This is a genomic window from Paenibacillus sp. JNU01 (assembly GCF_059130585.1).
Genome location: NZ_CP169723.1, coordinates 4,635,706 through 4,652,129, shown reverse-complemented (window position 1 = coordinate 4,652,129; position 16,424 = coordinate 4,635,706). Strand labels below are relative to the sequence as shown.

Here is a 16,424-nt window from a genome sequence, read left to right as displayed (position 1 = left end):
GCCTTACATACATGTATTACATTTACTGCCCCGTTGAATTTCATTCGCCCCATCTTTATGAACTAGAAACGGCGTGGCAGCAAATGCTCCAGAATCGACTTCAGATCCTTATCTTCCTTGTAAACTTCTTCTCCGGTGTCCAGTTCTGTCACGCGAATATATTCAAAGTTTGCCGAAGCATCCACTGGCTTGAACAACAATTGAGCCTCATCTTCCAAACGTACATTGAATCCCATATCCTTAAACATGCTGCTTAACTGACTATTAGCCGGTTCCTGACCTTGCCCTACAAATATAAGTCCTCGAAGGCTTTTACGCTCCTGAGGTTGCGGATAAATCACCTGAAAGTGTACAATGCATTCCATACGATCGTTCCCCTTTCGTTTAAAACATACTTTGTGAAATTTTGAACTTTAAAAACTGCTATATAAGGAGATACGTTTCATGAGCCCAGAACGTTTCGACATTTATGATGATCAGCAACATTGGATCGGTACAGCGCCACGTAGCGAGGTCCATGCCAAAGGATATTGGCACCGTTCATTCCACTGCTGGATTGTGCGTGACGAAGGCGAACAACGTCAGGTTCTTTTTCAGCGGCGGCGTGATGTTAAGGATACCTTCCCTGGATGTTACGACATTACAGCAGCAGGCCATCTCACCGCAGGTGAACAACTGCAAGACGCCAGTCGTGAGCTGGAGGAAGAATTGGGTGTAGATGTATCTTTCAATGCACTGACCTATCTATTCACGGCTACACAGCAGCTCCAAGGAGAAGTCCGTGGTGTTCCATTCGTAGATCGGGAATTCAGTGCGGTCTATGGATTATGTCTGAACCAGCCGCTTGAAGCCTACGTTCTGCAGCCCAGCGAGGTGGATAGCCTGTATGAGGTGCCGCTGGATGATCTACTCGCTCTGTTCCGCTGTGAAATCGACGTCATTCAAGCTACCGGAGTTCAGACTCAGCCGTCAAGCGATCATGCAGCTTATCAACCGGAGCGTATCGTTCGTGAGATTCGGGCAACGGAATTTGTACCTCATGGCACTGCTTATTATACGGACGTGCTGGAGGCACTGTATCACGTGCCCAAAGATTGATCATGTACAATCCGGTTCAACCCAATCCAGTTCAATCAAATGTTCATAGCTTCATTTTCTCAAAAATAGCATCACTTCATACCTTTACTATTGACCTGACTGGAAACAGATGCTGTGACGAACATCACTGTCATACCTCAAACCAGCATAAACAGGCGTCTGCCTCTCGGGCAGCGCCTGCTTTATGTACGCAAGTATTGTTTCATCAAGATCAGGAAAGGTACCTTTGTGCTAGATGTTCACTCCATCGGGAGTGAATTCATTAATGATCTGCCTAGCTCTTCCCGCCCTCTCCTGAAGGCGAAGACCAGTACCGTGCTGAGAGTTCTTCGTACCGGTGTCCATAGCGGGACTCCAGTTCCTCACCCATATCCTGTTCCAGCTCGTACAATACCAGTTCTTGAGCAAAATGATTCAGCAGCAACCCGGTCATTACCGGATGCTCCGTCACCACTGCCTGCGTAGCGCATGATTCCCCGCGCATGCCCAGCATGCACCAGCGGCGGTCTATAACCAGAGAGAATTTCCGACCGTTACCCGCTCCATACAAAGGCAACCCCGGCCAAGGGACAGGCTGATCCAGCATGCCTTCACCACCATCACACGACCATAACAGCCGTACACCGCGAGCTTCAGCTTGCTGTAAATCATTACGTAACAGCTCTGCCTCTTCACGCCAGACGTCGACAACAATCTCATGCTGAGCCTCAGCCAATTCACGGCTCAGATTCTCAAACACATTTTTGTCACCCTCAATGTTATAGAAGACAGGCTTCTCCGGTTCACTCTTGGGCATGCTGCTCTGGACATAATCCAGAGAGGTACGCATCTGATCGGAGATCATACGTGTCATCTCCTCAGGCTTCAGCACACTATACTTCGCAGGCTCCCCCGGACTGCACCGCAGGAAACCACGTTGTTCCAGCCGTTGCAGGGTCGCATATACATTGGAACGGGACACGCCCAGCCGCTTCGCAACCTCATATCCTGAAGCTGATCCCTGGCGGGCGAGTTCCACCATAATTTTAGATTCCATCTCGGTAAATCCGAGATGACGCAAATGATGCAGCAGTTGGTCCATATTCCCGTCCCCCCATGCTGTCAGCAACCCGCACTGCCTCACATTGATGCGGCAGTGCTTCTACTGCATCAGATCTGTTCGGCTCCGCAACGCGGGCACCATTTCGAACCTTTGGGCAGCTCGGCTGCACAAATCTGACAGTTCACCATTTCGCGTGAAACCTCGGTCTGTACGTCCACCTTGTTCACGATTGGGTTATTTTCCTTCCAGTAGCGGATGCGTTCGTCCAGTTCTTGCTGACGCTCACGTTCCCGTTGCATCTCTTCATCTCTGCGACGTTCCCACTCTGCATCGAACGCTTCCTTTTCTTCCTGCGTAAATTCCGTACTGTTATATTCGGATTCCGTCTCCAGATCGGCTATGGACGGAATGACCGTGTGATACGGCTCGTCTTCCTCCAGTTCCAATTCGGCTGGCGCATCGTAGAAGTCCGGCTCCGGAGTTTGGTTCTGTGCCACAGCTGCCTCTTGTCTCGCAGCTGTGGTTGCTCCTGCAACGCCTGCAGTTCCTGCTGTAGGTGCTGCTGTCTTGAGTTCACCCAACTTGCGTCCACATTTAGGGCAGAAGTTGGCGTCCAGGGAAGCGACATGTCCACATTCGCACAACCGTTCATTCTTCAGCTCTGCAATCTTGTTGCGCAGGCCATCAATCTCGTCCTGCAATTCGTCGCAGAGTCGCGACAGTTCCACCATCTCTTTTTCTGCACGCGTCATATCCTGTGCCCGATAACCTTCATAGAAGATGCGACCCATATCTGTAAAATGGACTTCCTGTTCCTGTTGCAAGCCCACAATCTGGTTGTTCAATTTCCCAATCTCAACGGCGTGCTGGGCACGCTCTGTTGCTTTGTTCGCTCCGTCTTTGATGCGTTGAAGCAGTTTCATGACCATTCCTCCTCTGTCCCGTCAAAACCCATATTATCATTTAAATTTTTAGAGGTTATTCAAAAAGTCCGCTTTTGATTACGAAGGATGCCAGCGGCATCATCAGCATCGAATATGGCATTCAGCCGAATAAGAATATGCTTACGAAGTATGTTTCCTTCGGAAACATTGTAGTTGCTCACGTAGTTTTCCCTACGCTCCGCTACTCCATTTCTAGCTTCATTCCATCTTCTCGGTACTGAAAACCAGACTTTTTGAACACATACTTGTGGTAAATTAGCATATTACATCTTTCATGCAAAATGCTCAGGCATATAACTTATACGATATCATGCCAAAAAGTTGCGTAATCTTGTGCAGGTGCCCGTTTAATACCGATACTGGATGAAATCGGGGGCTTTCGTCAAGACCATACGTTCGGGTATAATGAAGCTTTGGCCCTACTTAACCGCCTGATTAGGCAACTAACTCTATCATACCAATTTACAATGCGATTGTGAAAAGGGCAAATGGTTTACTTTTAGCTGGGATAGTCCTATCCCTGAATGCATACAGAGGTGGATGAAACATGTTAAGTCCGAACTCAACGTTCTACCCCCGTCCGCTCGGGGTTACCCCGGCGGCATCCCTGCCCCAGTCCCCGTCTGCTCCGCTGGAGACCAGTCGGCAACTCGTGGGCAATGATCAACAAGATGCCTTTTACTTTCGTTCTCTGGAAGAGGCTGGCATTAAGCTAAATGCACCACAAATCTCGGCAGTCCGTCACGGCAGAGGACCTATTCTGACGCTTGCCGGAGCCGGTTGTGGCAAAACGACTGTACTCGCTGCAAGAGCCGGCTACCTCATAGAGGTCAGCGGTGTACATGCGGGCAGTATCCTGCTGGTGACGTTCACCAACAAAGCCGCCACCGAGATGAAAGACCGGATCGCCGCATTGCCAGGTATACGTCCGGCAGCTGCGAGAGCCGTGCAGGCTCGCACCTTCCACTCTTTTGCGCTGACATTACTGCGTCATTATGGCGTGCAGGAAGAGATTTTTGGCGAGTCACGGGCCCAACATACGGTGCTCAAGATGCTTTTACGCCAAAATGGCATGAGTGAAGCCTTCCAGCCTGAAAGTTTGCTGGCGATGCTGTCCGCGTGGAAGATGCAAGGATCGGAAACAACTGACCTGCCTGAAAAATCGCAGGAGGAACGCGATGCCAAGCGTGTTCTGCTTGGTTACGAAGCCTGGAAGCAGGAGCGGGGCAAAATGGACTTTGACGATATTTTACTGCGCGCTGCCGCTCTGCTTCGTGACCCGGCTGTCCTGGGGCCGCTTCAGAAACGTTTTCAGTACATTATGGTGGATGAGTTCCAGGATACCAACCATCTGCAATATGAGATTGTGCAAAAACTGGCTTCCGCCCACCGCAACCTGATGGTTGTAGGAGATGATGACCAGACGATCTATACCTTTAATGGCGCACGCCAGGAATCGATTTTGGAATTCGATAAAGTATACCCCGGTGCACGCATTGTGACGCTGGATATCAATTATCGCAGTGATGCACGCATTCTTGGACTCGGAAGCGAATTGGTCGCCCGTAATAAACGCAGACGTGACAAACGGCTGCGTGCCGCCGGAAACCGCGGAGATGCGCCGCGTTTTGCCACACCATCCAATGCGGAGGAAGAAGCGGCGTGGGTCGTGAATCAGCTCTGCCAACAGGTTGAAGAAGGGCAGCACACCTATCGTGATATTGCGATTCTTCACCGGACTGCAAGCAGCAGCCGGGCTGTATTCGAGCAGCTTGTGTTGAAAGATGTGCCTTTTGTACAGCATGGTGCCTCCCCGGTGTTCTACGACCAGTCTCTCATCAGGCCCCTGATGGATCATCTACGTCTGTCTCTTGATCCACGAGCCATGGATGCTCTTCCCAGTGCGCTGGGACCGCTCTACGTTTCAAGGGATGCTGGCCTGGAATGGATACAGCGCTGCGAACAACAACAGGCGAAGAAATATCCACTCATCCATCTGGTGAAATGGGACAAGCTGAAACCATTCCAGCAGGAACAGGTCAAAGAGCGCATCAAGCTGATCAAATCACTGCACAAACTAAAGCCAATCATCGCCATTCAGGAAATGCGCAGGCAGTTCTACGACAAGTATATGGAAAGTGGTGATCCCAGCATCTTCACCCATTATAAGGAAACGATGCTGGAAACTCTGGATGAATTCGAAGCTGCCGTTAAAAAATTCGAAACGGTGGAAGAGTTCATCCAGTTCGCGGATGAGTTATCCCGCAGACACCGGGAGATGGAATCTCTACGCCGCGCACAGGACAGTGACGCAGTACAGTTGATGACCATTCACCGGGCCAAAGGACTGGAGTTCCCTTGTGTGTACTGGATCGGAGCCAGTGAGGGAATTGTGCCTCACAGTACAGCACTGCGACAGGATATCCCCGAAGATCAAAAGGCTGCGCTTGCTGTGCAGCAGACAGACGCCGAGCTGGACATGGCGTTGGAGGAAGAACGCAGGCTTGCCTATGTTGCCATCACAAGGGCCAAGCAGTACTTGTATGTCACTTCACCCGCATCTCATCACGGAAAGCCAGCAGATGTGTCCCGCTTCCTGCTTGAAGCCTTCGGCATGGAAGTTCCGGATAAACGCAAACCTCGTGAGGAGAGTCGGACCAGCAGCCCGACTTCATATGGCAAAGGCAATGGATCATATGCCCGCTCGGGATCGGGTGGCCGTTCCGAAGGTCGGGATGTAGCACAACGCCGTGCCATCAACCACAGCGACCGTCGTGACTTCGAGGTCCACAATGAACGGGATGAGGATCGCCTTGGAGAACGGCGTGGTAGTGGGGAAATTCGCAATCATAAGGCGTTCAGTACCACAGGTATCAGTCCAACAGCTGCGAGTTCCTCCCGTATACAGTCCCACAGTTCAGGTTCAGCCTCGGGTAATGCTGAGCGCACGGAGACCGTTGCGGTCTGGAAATGCAGTTCGTCCACCTGTAAAGCGTGGCTAAGACAGAAACCGGCTGTGCCTTCTGCCAAAACAAACAAGAAGGCATCATCCGGTCCACCCGCCTGTCCCCTGTGTTCAGGATCAATGGAGGCCGGTACCCGCCAGGTTCCCGTAACGGGGAGATTTGGGAAATAAACGATACGGGATACAGTTATAGCTCGTTTCAGGGCGCTTTTTGCTGTTTATTAACAGTAGAAGCGTCTTTTTTCCATTTCAGAATGGGGGTTGGATTATGCAGGACGGCAAACAACATCTGTATGTATCGGTAACTCATAACTTGATTGAACAAACAAAGAACGAATCTACACCCTTTGAGGTGTTGGTGGATGATGAACAGTTGGGCCGATTGAAAGATCTGATGAAGGTGCTGGAGGATGACGATGCCTACACATTGCAACGGGCTCCCGTACCCTACAAATCGGCAGACCACGATGAGGCAACAGAGCAATTTTCGGATGGCATGACTCTGCTGTATACGTTTCTGTATGACCATGGCACGCCGGATACCCGGCAGGCGATTGAGAGCATGAACGTGCTTCCAAGGCTGCAGGATACGGATTATGATGACCCTGGATACGAGAATTCACCACTGAATAAATGACCTGATGCGAAAAAGCATGCGCAACCGCAGATCACGCGGAAGACGCATGCTTTTTAATATTACGAAGAATAACCGTCCCTTACACTGGACTCAATCCAGACGAATCTCTTGGCCTTTCTCAGCAGATTCGTAGATTCCGCACAACATACGTGTGGAAGCCACCCCATCCGCAATTGGACTGATCGGCTCTGTACCGTTCAGGCAACAATCCACAAAGTGGTCGATCTGGTTCTGAAAAGCGCTATGAATATGGAGACCCGTATTGTCCGTCTGGGGTTCAATATTCAGGATGGTATTATTTTTCTCCGTGACGATGATTGTCTCCGGCTCCAATTCAAACCCACCACGCTCACCGTATAATTTCACGGAAGATTCATCTCCGCGTGCATGCAGGGTGAAGCTTACATCCACCGCCAGCGAAGCCCCATTTTCAAACCGAATGAGTGCATTCGCCATATCTTCCACGTCATTCACAGCTGCGCTGTAGTCGGCTGCTTTGTAAAAAGAAAGATGTTCGATATGGGCACGATTGCCCAGCTTCCGATACGTATTACCACTGACGGAAACAGGCTTGGGCTTGCCCATCAAATACCAACACTGATCAATGATATGTACGCCCAGATCAATCAGTGGGCCTCCACCGGAACGGCTTTTGTCAGCGAACCAACCGCCTGGATTACCGTGACGACGCAGAATGGAAGCTTTGGCATAATACAATTCACCAAACTCTCCGGCATCTATGAATCTGCGCATCATCTGCATATTGTTGTCATACCGCCGCACAAATCCAACGATAAACGTACGTCCGCTCTTCTTCACCGCTTCTTCAATCCGCAGTGCATCTTCCACATTGGTTGCGACCGGTTTCTCCAACAGTACGTGCTTGCCTGCCTCCAGTGCAGCAATGGCGAATTCTGCATGTGTATTATTCCAGGTACAGATACTGACGGCATCGACATGCGGGTCCTCCAGCATCTCCCGATAATCGGTGTACACGGATTGAGCATCATACTTCTGTGCCGCGGCTTTAGCCCGCTCTTCGTTCAGATCACAGATGGCATAGATGACAGCATCCTCATTTTTGGCGTAACACCTCATATGAAGATCCGAGATGGATCCTGTACCGATCATCCCAATGTGCAGCATTTGTTTCGTGCTCATCATCGTCCTCCCTTCCTTTTCCACAACTTCCACAACATCACTATCGTCTAGTCTGCCCGCAGCATGCCTTCGTAAATACCCGGGGTTGAATTTTCGATCTTCACAGCACCCAGCGTCCGGGCATAGAAATCTACAGGTCCCGCTGATCCGATAATGGCATAACCATAACCGTCCGCCTTCATCGCATGCATACAGGCCAGTAACAGGGCTGTGCCTACACCTTTGCCCCGTGCATCCTGGCTCACGCCTGTAGGTCCAAAGAAGTTGCGACATGTCGCTTCGTAACAGGCAAATCCGATCATTTTCCCATGCTCAACGGCGATGTAACAGGACACGGGCTGACGTGCAAAAGCGACCTCACATTCATCCACCCAAGCTTGGCTAAAATGTGACCTCACCCAATCCAGTACAAGCTGTTTCTCTGGGGCAATGGCTCTTCGAATCACAATGGAGGATTCCTGCAGCTTTCTCAGTCCACTCTCTTGCTCCGGTAAACGATAGAGCGCTACTAACATATCACTCATCTAATCGGTTCCTCCTCGTACTTGAATGTGAAATAGGACAACGGTTTGGCCACCTACCTGAAATTAACCTGATCCTGCTGCCGATAACCTGCAATACAAGCGATATTTCAAATTCAAACTAACATACCGCTTAGATTCATTGCATGCCAACTGCAACACTGAGACGATCTGTCCCGTCTATTAACTTGAAGCGTGGCTCTAAGGAAGATTTTACCGCGACATTACAAAGATTAGAAGGGATGAATATTGATGAATAACAACATGAAAAAAGTAAGTGCGCTGATGGCCCTATCCATGGCATTGGGTGGTGGAGCCGCTTATGCAGCAACACTGGACAACACACAACCAGTCCATCAAACATCCATTTCAGCAGATAGTAACACAGCTGGTGCAGTAAACGTATCCGTGAATGGTGCATCCATTTCCGATGGTTACTGGAACAAGGATGGCAAAGTAGCCATGATTCCACTGCGTGATCTTACCGAAGCACTGGGTATTGAACTGAAATGGCATAAAGAAAATAAAACCGCGGAGCTGACGCGAGGTGTTCTCTGGACACAGGTAATCACAGGCAAAGATCAATATTCCGTAAATAAAATGCTGCTCACACTGGATACAGCACCCGAAATCACAGGCGGCACGTTGTATGTACCGGCTTCTTTTGCCGAAAAGGTACTGCATGGACAAGTGAACACAACAGGAAATCAGGTGACGATCTCTAGTGAAGAGGACGTGAAGACGATCACTGAGCGTGGTGTGATTACCAGAATCTCGAACCAGGATAAATATAAGTCCATCCAGATTGGCGGTGCAGGGTTGGATGGCATCGTGCTCAATCTGAGCGATGAGACGAAATTCATCTCCGTTGAGGGAAAAGAGATTGCACTGACTGATCTGGCCATCGGCATGAACGTGGAAGCTGAGCATTCCATGATCACTACCCGCAGTCTGCCACCACAAACCCCGACCTATAAAGTCACTGTACTGGATGCGGCTACAGCATCTGAGGCACAACCTAAAGAGGTACTGGGTACAGCGGGTACAATTGAAGATGTAAGAAATGCAGAAGGCCTTATCTCACAGATTGAGATCACAGGTTCACGTTTAACCGAGACGGCTCCTGACCATGTCGTGCTGAATATCGCTAAAGATACGCTGCTCGTGAACCACGAAGGTGAGACGGTGAAAGCTGAAGAACTGACTAAAGGAACTAAAGTGATTGGGTACTACAGCCCTATGCTAACACGCAGTCTGCCTCCAATCGGAACGGCATGGAAAGTGGTTGTTGAAACACCAGCAGCACAACTGGAAGCGAAATAAATCGATTAATAAACGAGACTGGTTGAGTTGAGGCATATGTTCTATGTTGCTAACGGCATGCATATCTTGGCTTGGTGTCAGGAGGGCGTCGCATCATAATGTCCAGCAGCTGCGAAGTCAATAAAAATAACCTTATCCGCTTGTCTTCCGACAGGCATGGGTAAGGTTATTTTTTTGGGTTTTTGGGTTTAGGTTTTTGGGTTTTTGGAGCGTATTTTCAAACTCGCTTCAAAGCGAAGCACACCTGAACTTGTCCGGAGCAGGCACTTGCAACGTACGCTGTATACGACATGCGCCTGAAAAAGACATGCTCTGCATAGGAATGTAAGAGCAAGCAGAATTAGCGCTGACGAATCTGAGACGTCTTATTCAAGGAATTGAAGTACCTGTAAAAACCTAAGGAATCTCAGCCACGCTATGTGTGAATAAACAGTTGTTTACAGCGTTTTTGTCAGGCTAATTCGGAAAATAACGTGCCTGATGTTCCTTACATTTTCAGAAGAAGACCTGGGGGCCAAATAAGACTTGCTGAGTTCCTTAGAAAATCTTCACGATAAGCGAGATCGCCAGATCAACCACCTTGGACTTCATCTTCAACAATCGCTTCCACTTCAATCTCAACCATCAACAAGGGATCAATGAGTGCGCTAACTTCAACCATGGTGGCTACAGGCTGAATCTGTCCAAAATATTCACCGTGGGCCTTGCCAACTTCCTCCCACCTGGAGATATCGGTCACAAACATTCGCGTTCTAACGACATGCGACATGTCAGCCCCCAACTCTTTCAGTGCATTCTCAATCGTCTGCAAAACGAACCTCGTCTGTGCATACGGATCACCTGCTCCAACGACTACACCATCTTGCATCGCAGTTGTACCCGCCACTTCGATTCGGTTCCCTACACGGATGGCACGGCAATATCCCACCAACGGTTCCCATGGGGAACCGGTAAATACCTGCTGTCTACTCATTTTTCTCGTCCCTCGCTTTGCTTTGGTTGTATGTATCTCATCTGATTAAACATGAATTATATCAGTCCGCCATCATCTCAGACAATAGAATAGATTTTAATTCTATCTTAGTGCAGCTTCAGCACGCGGTGCCCTGCCTCATGACAGGTTGGTCAGTCAACATCATTTTTTACACGGAAAAAATCCCCTAAATGACTGCTCATTGTTTAGATCAAGAGCAGTCATTCAGGGGATTTCAGGAAAATTAGCGTTTATGCAATCCAGATTACAACTTGATATTCGCCTCATCAAAGTATTCTTCCAGGGTTAACCCACTTTTCGCCACATCTGGTGCCAAATCGGTACCGATGTACCGGATATGCCAAGGCTCATAGACGTAACCGGTTATATCTTCTTCACCTTGCAAATAACGGATGACGTATCCATATTCTGCAGCGTGTTCAGCGAGCCACTGGCCTTCCTTCGATGTGCCGAATACCTCTTCCAGCACATTGCCCACACTCGGACTGGATACATCAATGGCAAGACCCGTCTGATGCTCGCTTCGGCCTGGAACAGAGCTTACACGATCCGTGTATTCCTGACCTTTGGTTTTGACATTGTTGTTGTAGATGGACACTTGACGTTGATATGAACGATAACCAGACACCGCACGAAGCTCAATGCCATCCGCTTTTGCACCTGCAAACAACTTCTCCAGTGCCTCCGCCGCTTCCTTGCGCATATGCCGCTTCTCGTGAGGTTCGTCGAAGGAGAACGGGACATTGGGTTCCACCAGATCGTCCGGCTCGTACCCTTCAGGCAGACTGCGTTGTTTGTTCACAATGACCGTCATAGATGTGGCATTGGTCACCACAGCTTCTGCGTCAATTGTTGTTTGCAGTGCGCTGATGCTACGTTTCTCCATCAATGGATCTTCCGCTGTCGCGCCGTTACCATCGTCTGAAGAACCCTGCTCTTCGCCAGTCGATGCATTCCCGGACTCGCCATCCGTGCCTTCACCGCTGTTGCCAGCAGATGATGTATCATCCCCGCCAGCGTTGTCACCATCAGATCCCTTATCCTCCGTAAAATGAACGGTTGTGCCGTCAGACTCCTGTTGTGTGTTACCTGTTCCATTCGGATTCTGGCTCTCCTCTGTGCCTGAACCGTTCTGGCACGCCGCAAGCAATGCTCCGCATATCATCAATGAGGACAGCATAACCACCATGCGGCGCTGTCTTCCTGTATGTGATTTCATGTAAAAACTCCTATCGCAATAATATAAATGTTGTCTAGTTGTCTGCGTGCAGTGTTCCCTGCGAAAGTATACCTTAATTGACAGCGAAGCTCCACCGGTAAAGACCTCCTTTAGAAGAGATCTTCATGAACATATACGGGTTGTACAGCCTGTATGATCGTTTTTTGGACTTTTAGAGAAACATTCCCGCGAAAATGAAATGAATTGGATCATGGATCATGCAACATGCTGCAATACAAACAAGCAGAGGTGATCTGAGATCTCCCCCGCTCTGATGGGTGTATCATTTGGTTGCCGGGCTGTCCGTCTTCTTCTGGACAGCCTGCCACATCCGCGCAGCTACACGCTCGCGGATCAAATCCAGCCCTGCGGTGGCCGGCAAGCCTTGCAGCAGCGCCGTTAGCTCCGGCAAGGCCGGCGGCTTGCCCGGCTGCGTAAGGCGCACCTCAACGGCACCAAAGCCTGGCCCCGGCTGGTGCATGGCGCCGTCCGCGGCAGCCTCGGCGATCCACTCGCCGACGGCCGCGCCGCCTTCGCCGCCCCGCACTTGCGGGCGGCCAGCCGTTTCCGCTGCGCGGCCGGTGGCGCCGGGATCATGGGCGAGTTCCTCCGCCCATGCCCCCAGCACGCCGGCGAGCAGCGCTTCGCGCGGCAAGCCGGCGTGCGCCAGCTGCAGCAGCGGCTCGGCCGCGAGGCGCGCGGCTACGGCGCGCTCAGCGGCCGCGGCATGCGCGCAGCTCGGGCGGCCGCAGGTGCACGCCACGGACGCGCTGGCCGTGGCTGCGCCTGGCGAGCCCTCGGGCGCTTGCGCAGCCGGCAGCAGCCCGGCAAGCTCCTCGGGCGCCGGGCCGCCGCGCAGCAGGGCATACAGCGTCAGCGGGCGCTTGCGCAGCTGAACCAGCACAGCCTCGCGCTCGGCTTCGCTCAGTCGCGTCGGCGTTCCCGTGATCGCGAACACGCCGGCAACGGCTGTTCCAGTCTCCCCTGCCTCAGCGGAACCGTGCGCTTCCTGCCCCGCCGCGTCCGCTGCTGTATTTACTTCTGCTGTCCATCCACCGGGGGACATATGCAGCTCGATCTTCCATTTTTCGCTCACAACAATCCCCCTTTCTCAACATCTATATTCCCCTGAATGATCAAGGTCACAGCCACGTCTCACCCTGAAGAGATATCAGGCCACGCAGCTCATCATCCGACATCTCGGTCAGCCAATTCTCACCTGAACCAACAACCTGTTCGGAAAGTGCCTTCTTGCTCTCAATCAGCTCATCAATCCGTTCCTCCAGTGTTCCCTGACAGATCAGCTTATGCACTTGCACGTTGCGATTCTGCCCGATTCGGAATACACGGTCCGTCGCCTGATTTTCAACCGCAGGATTCCACCACCGGTCATAGTGAACGACATGACTCGCCCGTGTCAGATTCAGACCTACACCTCCGGCACGAAGAGACAGGACAAACATGGACGGACCCTCTCCTTTTTGGAAGGTCTCCACCATCTCATCCCTTTGCGCCTTCGACACCCCACCATGCAGGAAATACGGTTCTTCCTCATATCGCTGTTTCAACCTCGACACCAACAGATCTCCCATAGCAACATACTGAGTGAATATCAGGGCCGATTCCCCGTTATCACGGATGGCGTCCAGCAGTTCAAGCAATCGTTCCATCTTACCGGATGCCTCTGCCTTGCCATGATCTTTCCGATTGCTGTCCGCCAGCACCGGATGATCACAGATCTGCTTGAGCTTGGTCAGGGAGGACAGTACAATCCCCTTCCGTGCAATGCCATTTCTGCCGTCCAGACCACCCATCAGATCATCCACCACACGCTGGTACAGCACTGTCTGCTCCGGCGTCAGAGAACAGTAGGATTTCAGTTCAAGCTTCTCTGGCAGATCCTTGCGAATATCCGGATCACTTTTCAGCCTGCGCAGCATGAATGGAGATACCAGTCGATGGAGTTCACGCAAGGAGGCTGCATTTTCTTCGGATGGCCCCAGTCCCGTATACCGCTGGCGGAACGATGAAGCTGTGCCCAGATATCCCGGATTGAGAAACTGGAAAATCGACCAAAGTTCGCTCAATCGGTTCTCTACAGGCGTTCCCGTCATCGCAATACGATGAAGTGTAGACAGGCGCATCACGCTTTGCGCTTGTTTGGTACGGTAGTTCTTAATATATTGTGCCTCATCCAGCACAATGGTGGACCAGTGCAATGAAGCCAGATCCGGGCCATCTCTGCCTGCCAGATGATAGGTCGTCAGTACAATGTCATGCGTCTGTGCTTCAGCCTGAAACTCATTCCCGTGCAACCGTTGTCCCCCATGATGAATATATAGCGACAGATCCGGGGCAAACCGCTTCAGTTCACGCTGCCAGTTTCCAAGCAACGAGGTAGGACACACAATAAGTGCAGGCAAATGATCAGGCTGCTCATTCGCAAGCTGATCCGCCGGGAAAGAATCATCGGATCCATCCAGCATTTCATACTCACGTGCTTCCTCTGCAGCCGCCTGGCGTTCTTCGTGTTTGCGATCCAGCAGACAGGTAATGACCTGAATGGTCTTCCCAAGTCCCATATCATCCGCAAGGCATACGCCAAAGCCCAGATCACGCATCGCGGATAACCATTGGAAACCTCTTTCCTGGTAAGGTCTTAGTTCACCATGCAACTCTGCCGGAACCTGACGAGGTTCAATGCTGCGAAGCACCTGCCCATCGAGCAGAAAAGCAAGCATCCCATCGGATTCGGCGCCAAAGACAGAAAGACCCTTCCACGCGGAATCCTCCCCTTCATCCGCAGCCAGATGCAGCCATTCGGAGAGAGGCATATATTGTTCTTCTTCTTTTTTCATATAACGCAGGACTTGGCGAATCTCTTTTGTATCCACTTCAATCCACTCACCGCGGAACATGACGTAGGGAACTGTGGATTCAGCCAAAGCTGCCAGCTCCTCTGCGGTTACGGGCTTGCCATCCAGCATGGGCTCTGCTTTGAATGCAACCAATTGTTCCATGCCCAGTGCCGATGTGGCTCCAGGCAACCGCTCTGTTCCCCGATTCAACATCTGCAAACGAAGTCCTGCACGGCGTTTTCCGGCACGACTCCACTTTGAAGGCATGAGAACGGTTATGCCAGCCTTCTGCAAACGCGGAACCGCATGCGTTAGAAATTCAAAGAAACCCTGCTGTTCCAGCTTAATTCCCTCCGGACGAGCAGTAAGCAGCGCCGTCTCCAGTTCAGGTGCCAATTCTGCTGCTTGACCGAGCGCCATCAATAACTGCTCTGCCGCCGAGGTATATAACACTTTCCCCCGGTCCAGATCTCGCTCCGGATGGGCCCAGATGGTCCGCGCAGGCAGCCTCAGGCTTGGTTCCTGCTCACTGTCCACCCAAAAGCTGACTCCCCATATGGTTTCATGTTCGCCAAGTGGAGGCTCCAGACGGAGCGCCAGCTTCAATTGGCCTTCAGCAGGCGCCATCTCTTCTGCGCCGACGATCGGCATCGACGTTCCACCAACTTCTTGCAGCGTGTGAATAAATGCTGTCATATCATCCGTTGGCCCTTGCACCGTCACTGGACGGAACATCGAGATCAGACTGTTCCACCAAAGTTCGGCTACTGGCGAAGAGCCGCGTCGATATGGCGTGCGGTAACGGGACAGTTCACTGTCCATGCCCTCCAGTTCACTTGTTACTACAGCATGAATCATGCCACTCATGAATGAAAATAATACCGCAGCTCCTGCTTCTTCACGCGTTTCCGGTTCCAATGAAGCATAAGCTCCAGGAGCAGAAAGCCCAATTGGAGGCATCGCTTCAGCCAGATCACGGAAGCGTTCAATATCATCCTCAGACTGCAAGCGCGGCCGCCATACACCTGTCAATGTCTCTTGCCCGGTCCGTCGCCGTGCTCCGGTCTTTGCTGCGAATTCAGCTGATGGAGCAATGGCTCCCCGCAACAGCAGCTCCTGTGTGAACTGCGCCGCTTTGATCCAGTAACGCATCTCTTCTCCAACCTGAATTCCGGCTGCATTAAACAAACGGTCATCCCATTGCAGCAGCAATCTAAAAGCATCCTTAGGCGAGACGGCCAACCCTTCCAATGTGCGCCCCAACAGTTGACGGCGCTTCGTGTTCTTGGCTTCAGCCGTGTTCCTCAGCGGATTCGGCCAGCGCAGCTCCGCGAGACGCAGAGCGGCAGGCTGAAACAGACGACCCCCGTCGCCAAAATTCAACCGTCTTACCACGTGGCTCCATGCATCCACACGCGGTTCCGATGTTTCACCGGAAAAACAAAAAAATACGTCACCAAGCCATACTCCATACAGCGATTGCATCATTAAAGTCTCCCGTCATCCCTTCGCATTGTTACTCTCCATCATATACGAAAATGACCGGATTTAAAAACCTTTGCCCACAAAAAGTGGTTATTTCAATCGTTATCGGCATAAAAAAATGTCCCTTCTCCCGAAAAGCGGATGAGGAACATTTGGGTCAATCCAAGGATAATACTG

Annotated in this window: 13 protein-coding genes; 4 read left to right on the top strand and 9 right to left on the bottom strand. The window is 51.2% G+C overall.

Going from position 1 to position 16,424, the window contains the following annotated elements; translation table 11 throughout:
* Positions 1-62 precede the first annotated feature (62 nt).
* Positions 63-365: a hypothetical protein gene (locus tag NLBNIHML_RS20330; RefSeq protein WP_017690846.1), complete on the bottom strand. Its 303-nt coding sequence runs from the start codon at positions 363-365 to the stop codon at positions 63-65.
* Between the two features lie 79 nt (positions 366-444).
* Here NLBNIHML_RS20330 and NLBNIHML_RS20325 point away from each other — a divergent pair, with 79 nt between their 5' ends.
* A complete protein-coding gene (locus NLBNIHML_RS20325) occupies positions 445-1,098 on the top strand; it encodes an NUDIX hydrolase (protein ID WP_339239357.1) in 654 nt (217 codons plus the stop codon).
* A gap of 274 nt (positions 1,099-1,372) precedes the next feature.
* On the opposite strand, the gene NLBNIHML_RS20320 is transcribed toward NLBNIHML_RS20325, so the two are convergent.
* Together NLBNIHML_RS20320 and NLBNIHML_RS20315 are read right to left on the bottom strand one after the other, a co-directional pair.
* Positions 1,373-2,179 carry a TrmB family transcriptional regulator gene (locus tag NLBNIHML_RS20320; protein ID WP_339258654.1) on the bottom strand — a complete coding sequence of 269 codons (807 nt, stop codon included), beginning with the start codon at positions 2,177-2,179 and terminating at the stop codon, positions 1,373-1,375.
* Between the two features lie 68 nt (positions 2,180-2,247).
* Positions 2,248-3,063: a zinc ribbon domain-containing protein gene (locus NLBNIHML_RS20315; protein WP_494352605.1), complete on the bottom strand. Its 816-nt coding sequence runs from the start codon at positions 3,061-3,063 to the stop codon at positions 2,248-2,250.
* 568 nt (positions 3,064-3,631) lie between these two features.
* Between NLBNIHML_RS20315 and NLBNIHML_RS20310 the strand changes: the two genes are divergently transcribed.
* Both NLBNIHML_RS20310 and NLBNIHML_RS20305 read left to right on the top strand, forming a co-directional pair.
* Positions 3,632-6,220, top strand: a complete 2,589-nt coding sequence (locus NLBNIHML_RS20310; protein ID WP_339239353.1) for a UvrD-helicase domain-containing protein — start codon at positions 3,632-3,634, stop codon at positions 6,218-6,220.
* Between the two features lie 97 nt (positions 6,221-6,317).
* Positions 6,318-6,686, top strand: a complete 369-nt coding sequence (locus NLBNIHML_RS20305; protein WP_124117824.1) for a hypothetical protein — start codon at positions 6,318-6,320, stop codon at positions 6,684-6,686.
* 90 nt (positions 6,687-6,776) lie between these two features.
* Here NLBNIHML_RS20305 and NLBNIHML_RS20300 read toward each other — a convergent pair whose 3' ends face one another.
* Entirely contained in the window at positions 6,777-7,847 is a 1,071-nt protein-coding gene (locus NLBNIHML_RS20300; protein ID WP_339261295.1) for a Gfo/Idh/MocA family protein, read from the bottom strand.
* Between the two features lie 47 nt (positions 7,848-7,894).
* Entirely contained in the window at positions 7,895-8,371 is a 477-nt protein-coding gene (locus tag NLBNIHML_RS20295; RefSeq protein ID WP_339258650.1) for a GNAT family N-acetyltransferase, read from the bottom strand.
* 249 nt (positions 8,372-8,620) lie between these two features.
* On the opposite strand from NLBNIHML_RS20295, the gene NLBNIHML_RS20290 reads away from it, so the two are divergent.
* Positions 8,621-9,691, top strand: a complete 1,071-nt coding sequence (locus NLBNIHML_RS20290) for a copper amine oxidase N-terminal domain-containing protein (RefSeq protein ID WP_494352604.1) — start codon at positions 8,621-8,623, stop codon at positions 9,689-9,691.
* Between the two features lie 571 nt (positions 9,692-10,262).
* Here the strand turns inward: NLBNIHML_RS20290 and NLBNIHML_RS20285 are convergent.
* The 4 genes from NLBNIHML_RS20285 to NLBNIHML_RS20270 all read right to left on the bottom strand — a co-directional run bounded on the left by NLBNIHML_RS20285 (position 10,263) and on the right by NLBNIHML_RS20270 (position 16,250).
* Positions 10,263-10,664: a RidA family protein gene (locus tag NLBNIHML_RS20285; protein ID WP_339239350.1), complete on the bottom strand. Its 402-nt coding sequence runs from the start codon at positions 10,662-10,664 to the stop codon at positions 10,263-10,265.
* A 265-nt stretch (positions 10,665-10,929) separates the two neighbouring features.
* On the bottom strand, positions 10,930-11,904 hold the full coding sequence (locus NLBNIHML_RS20280) for a M15 family metallopeptidase (protein ID WP_339258647.1): 975 nt from the start codon (positions 11,902-11,904) through the stop codon (positions 10,930-10,932).
* 283 nt (positions 11,905-12,187) lie between these two features.
* Positions 12,188-13,000 carry a hypothetical protein gene (locus NLBNIHML_RS20275; RefSeq protein ID WP_494352603.1) on the bottom strand — a complete coding sequence of 271 codons (813 nt, stop codon included), beginning with the start codon at positions 12,998-13,000 and terminating at the stop codon, positions 12,188-12,190.
* Positions 13,001-13,046: 46 nt separating this feature from the next.
* Positions 13,047-16,250: a DEAD/DEAH box helicase gene (locus tag NLBNIHML_RS20270; protein WP_494352602.1), complete on the bottom strand. Its 3,204-nt coding sequence runs from the start codon at positions 16,248-16,250 to the stop codon at positions 13,047-13,049.
* Between the last annotated feature and the right edge of the window lie 174 nt (positions 16,251-16,424).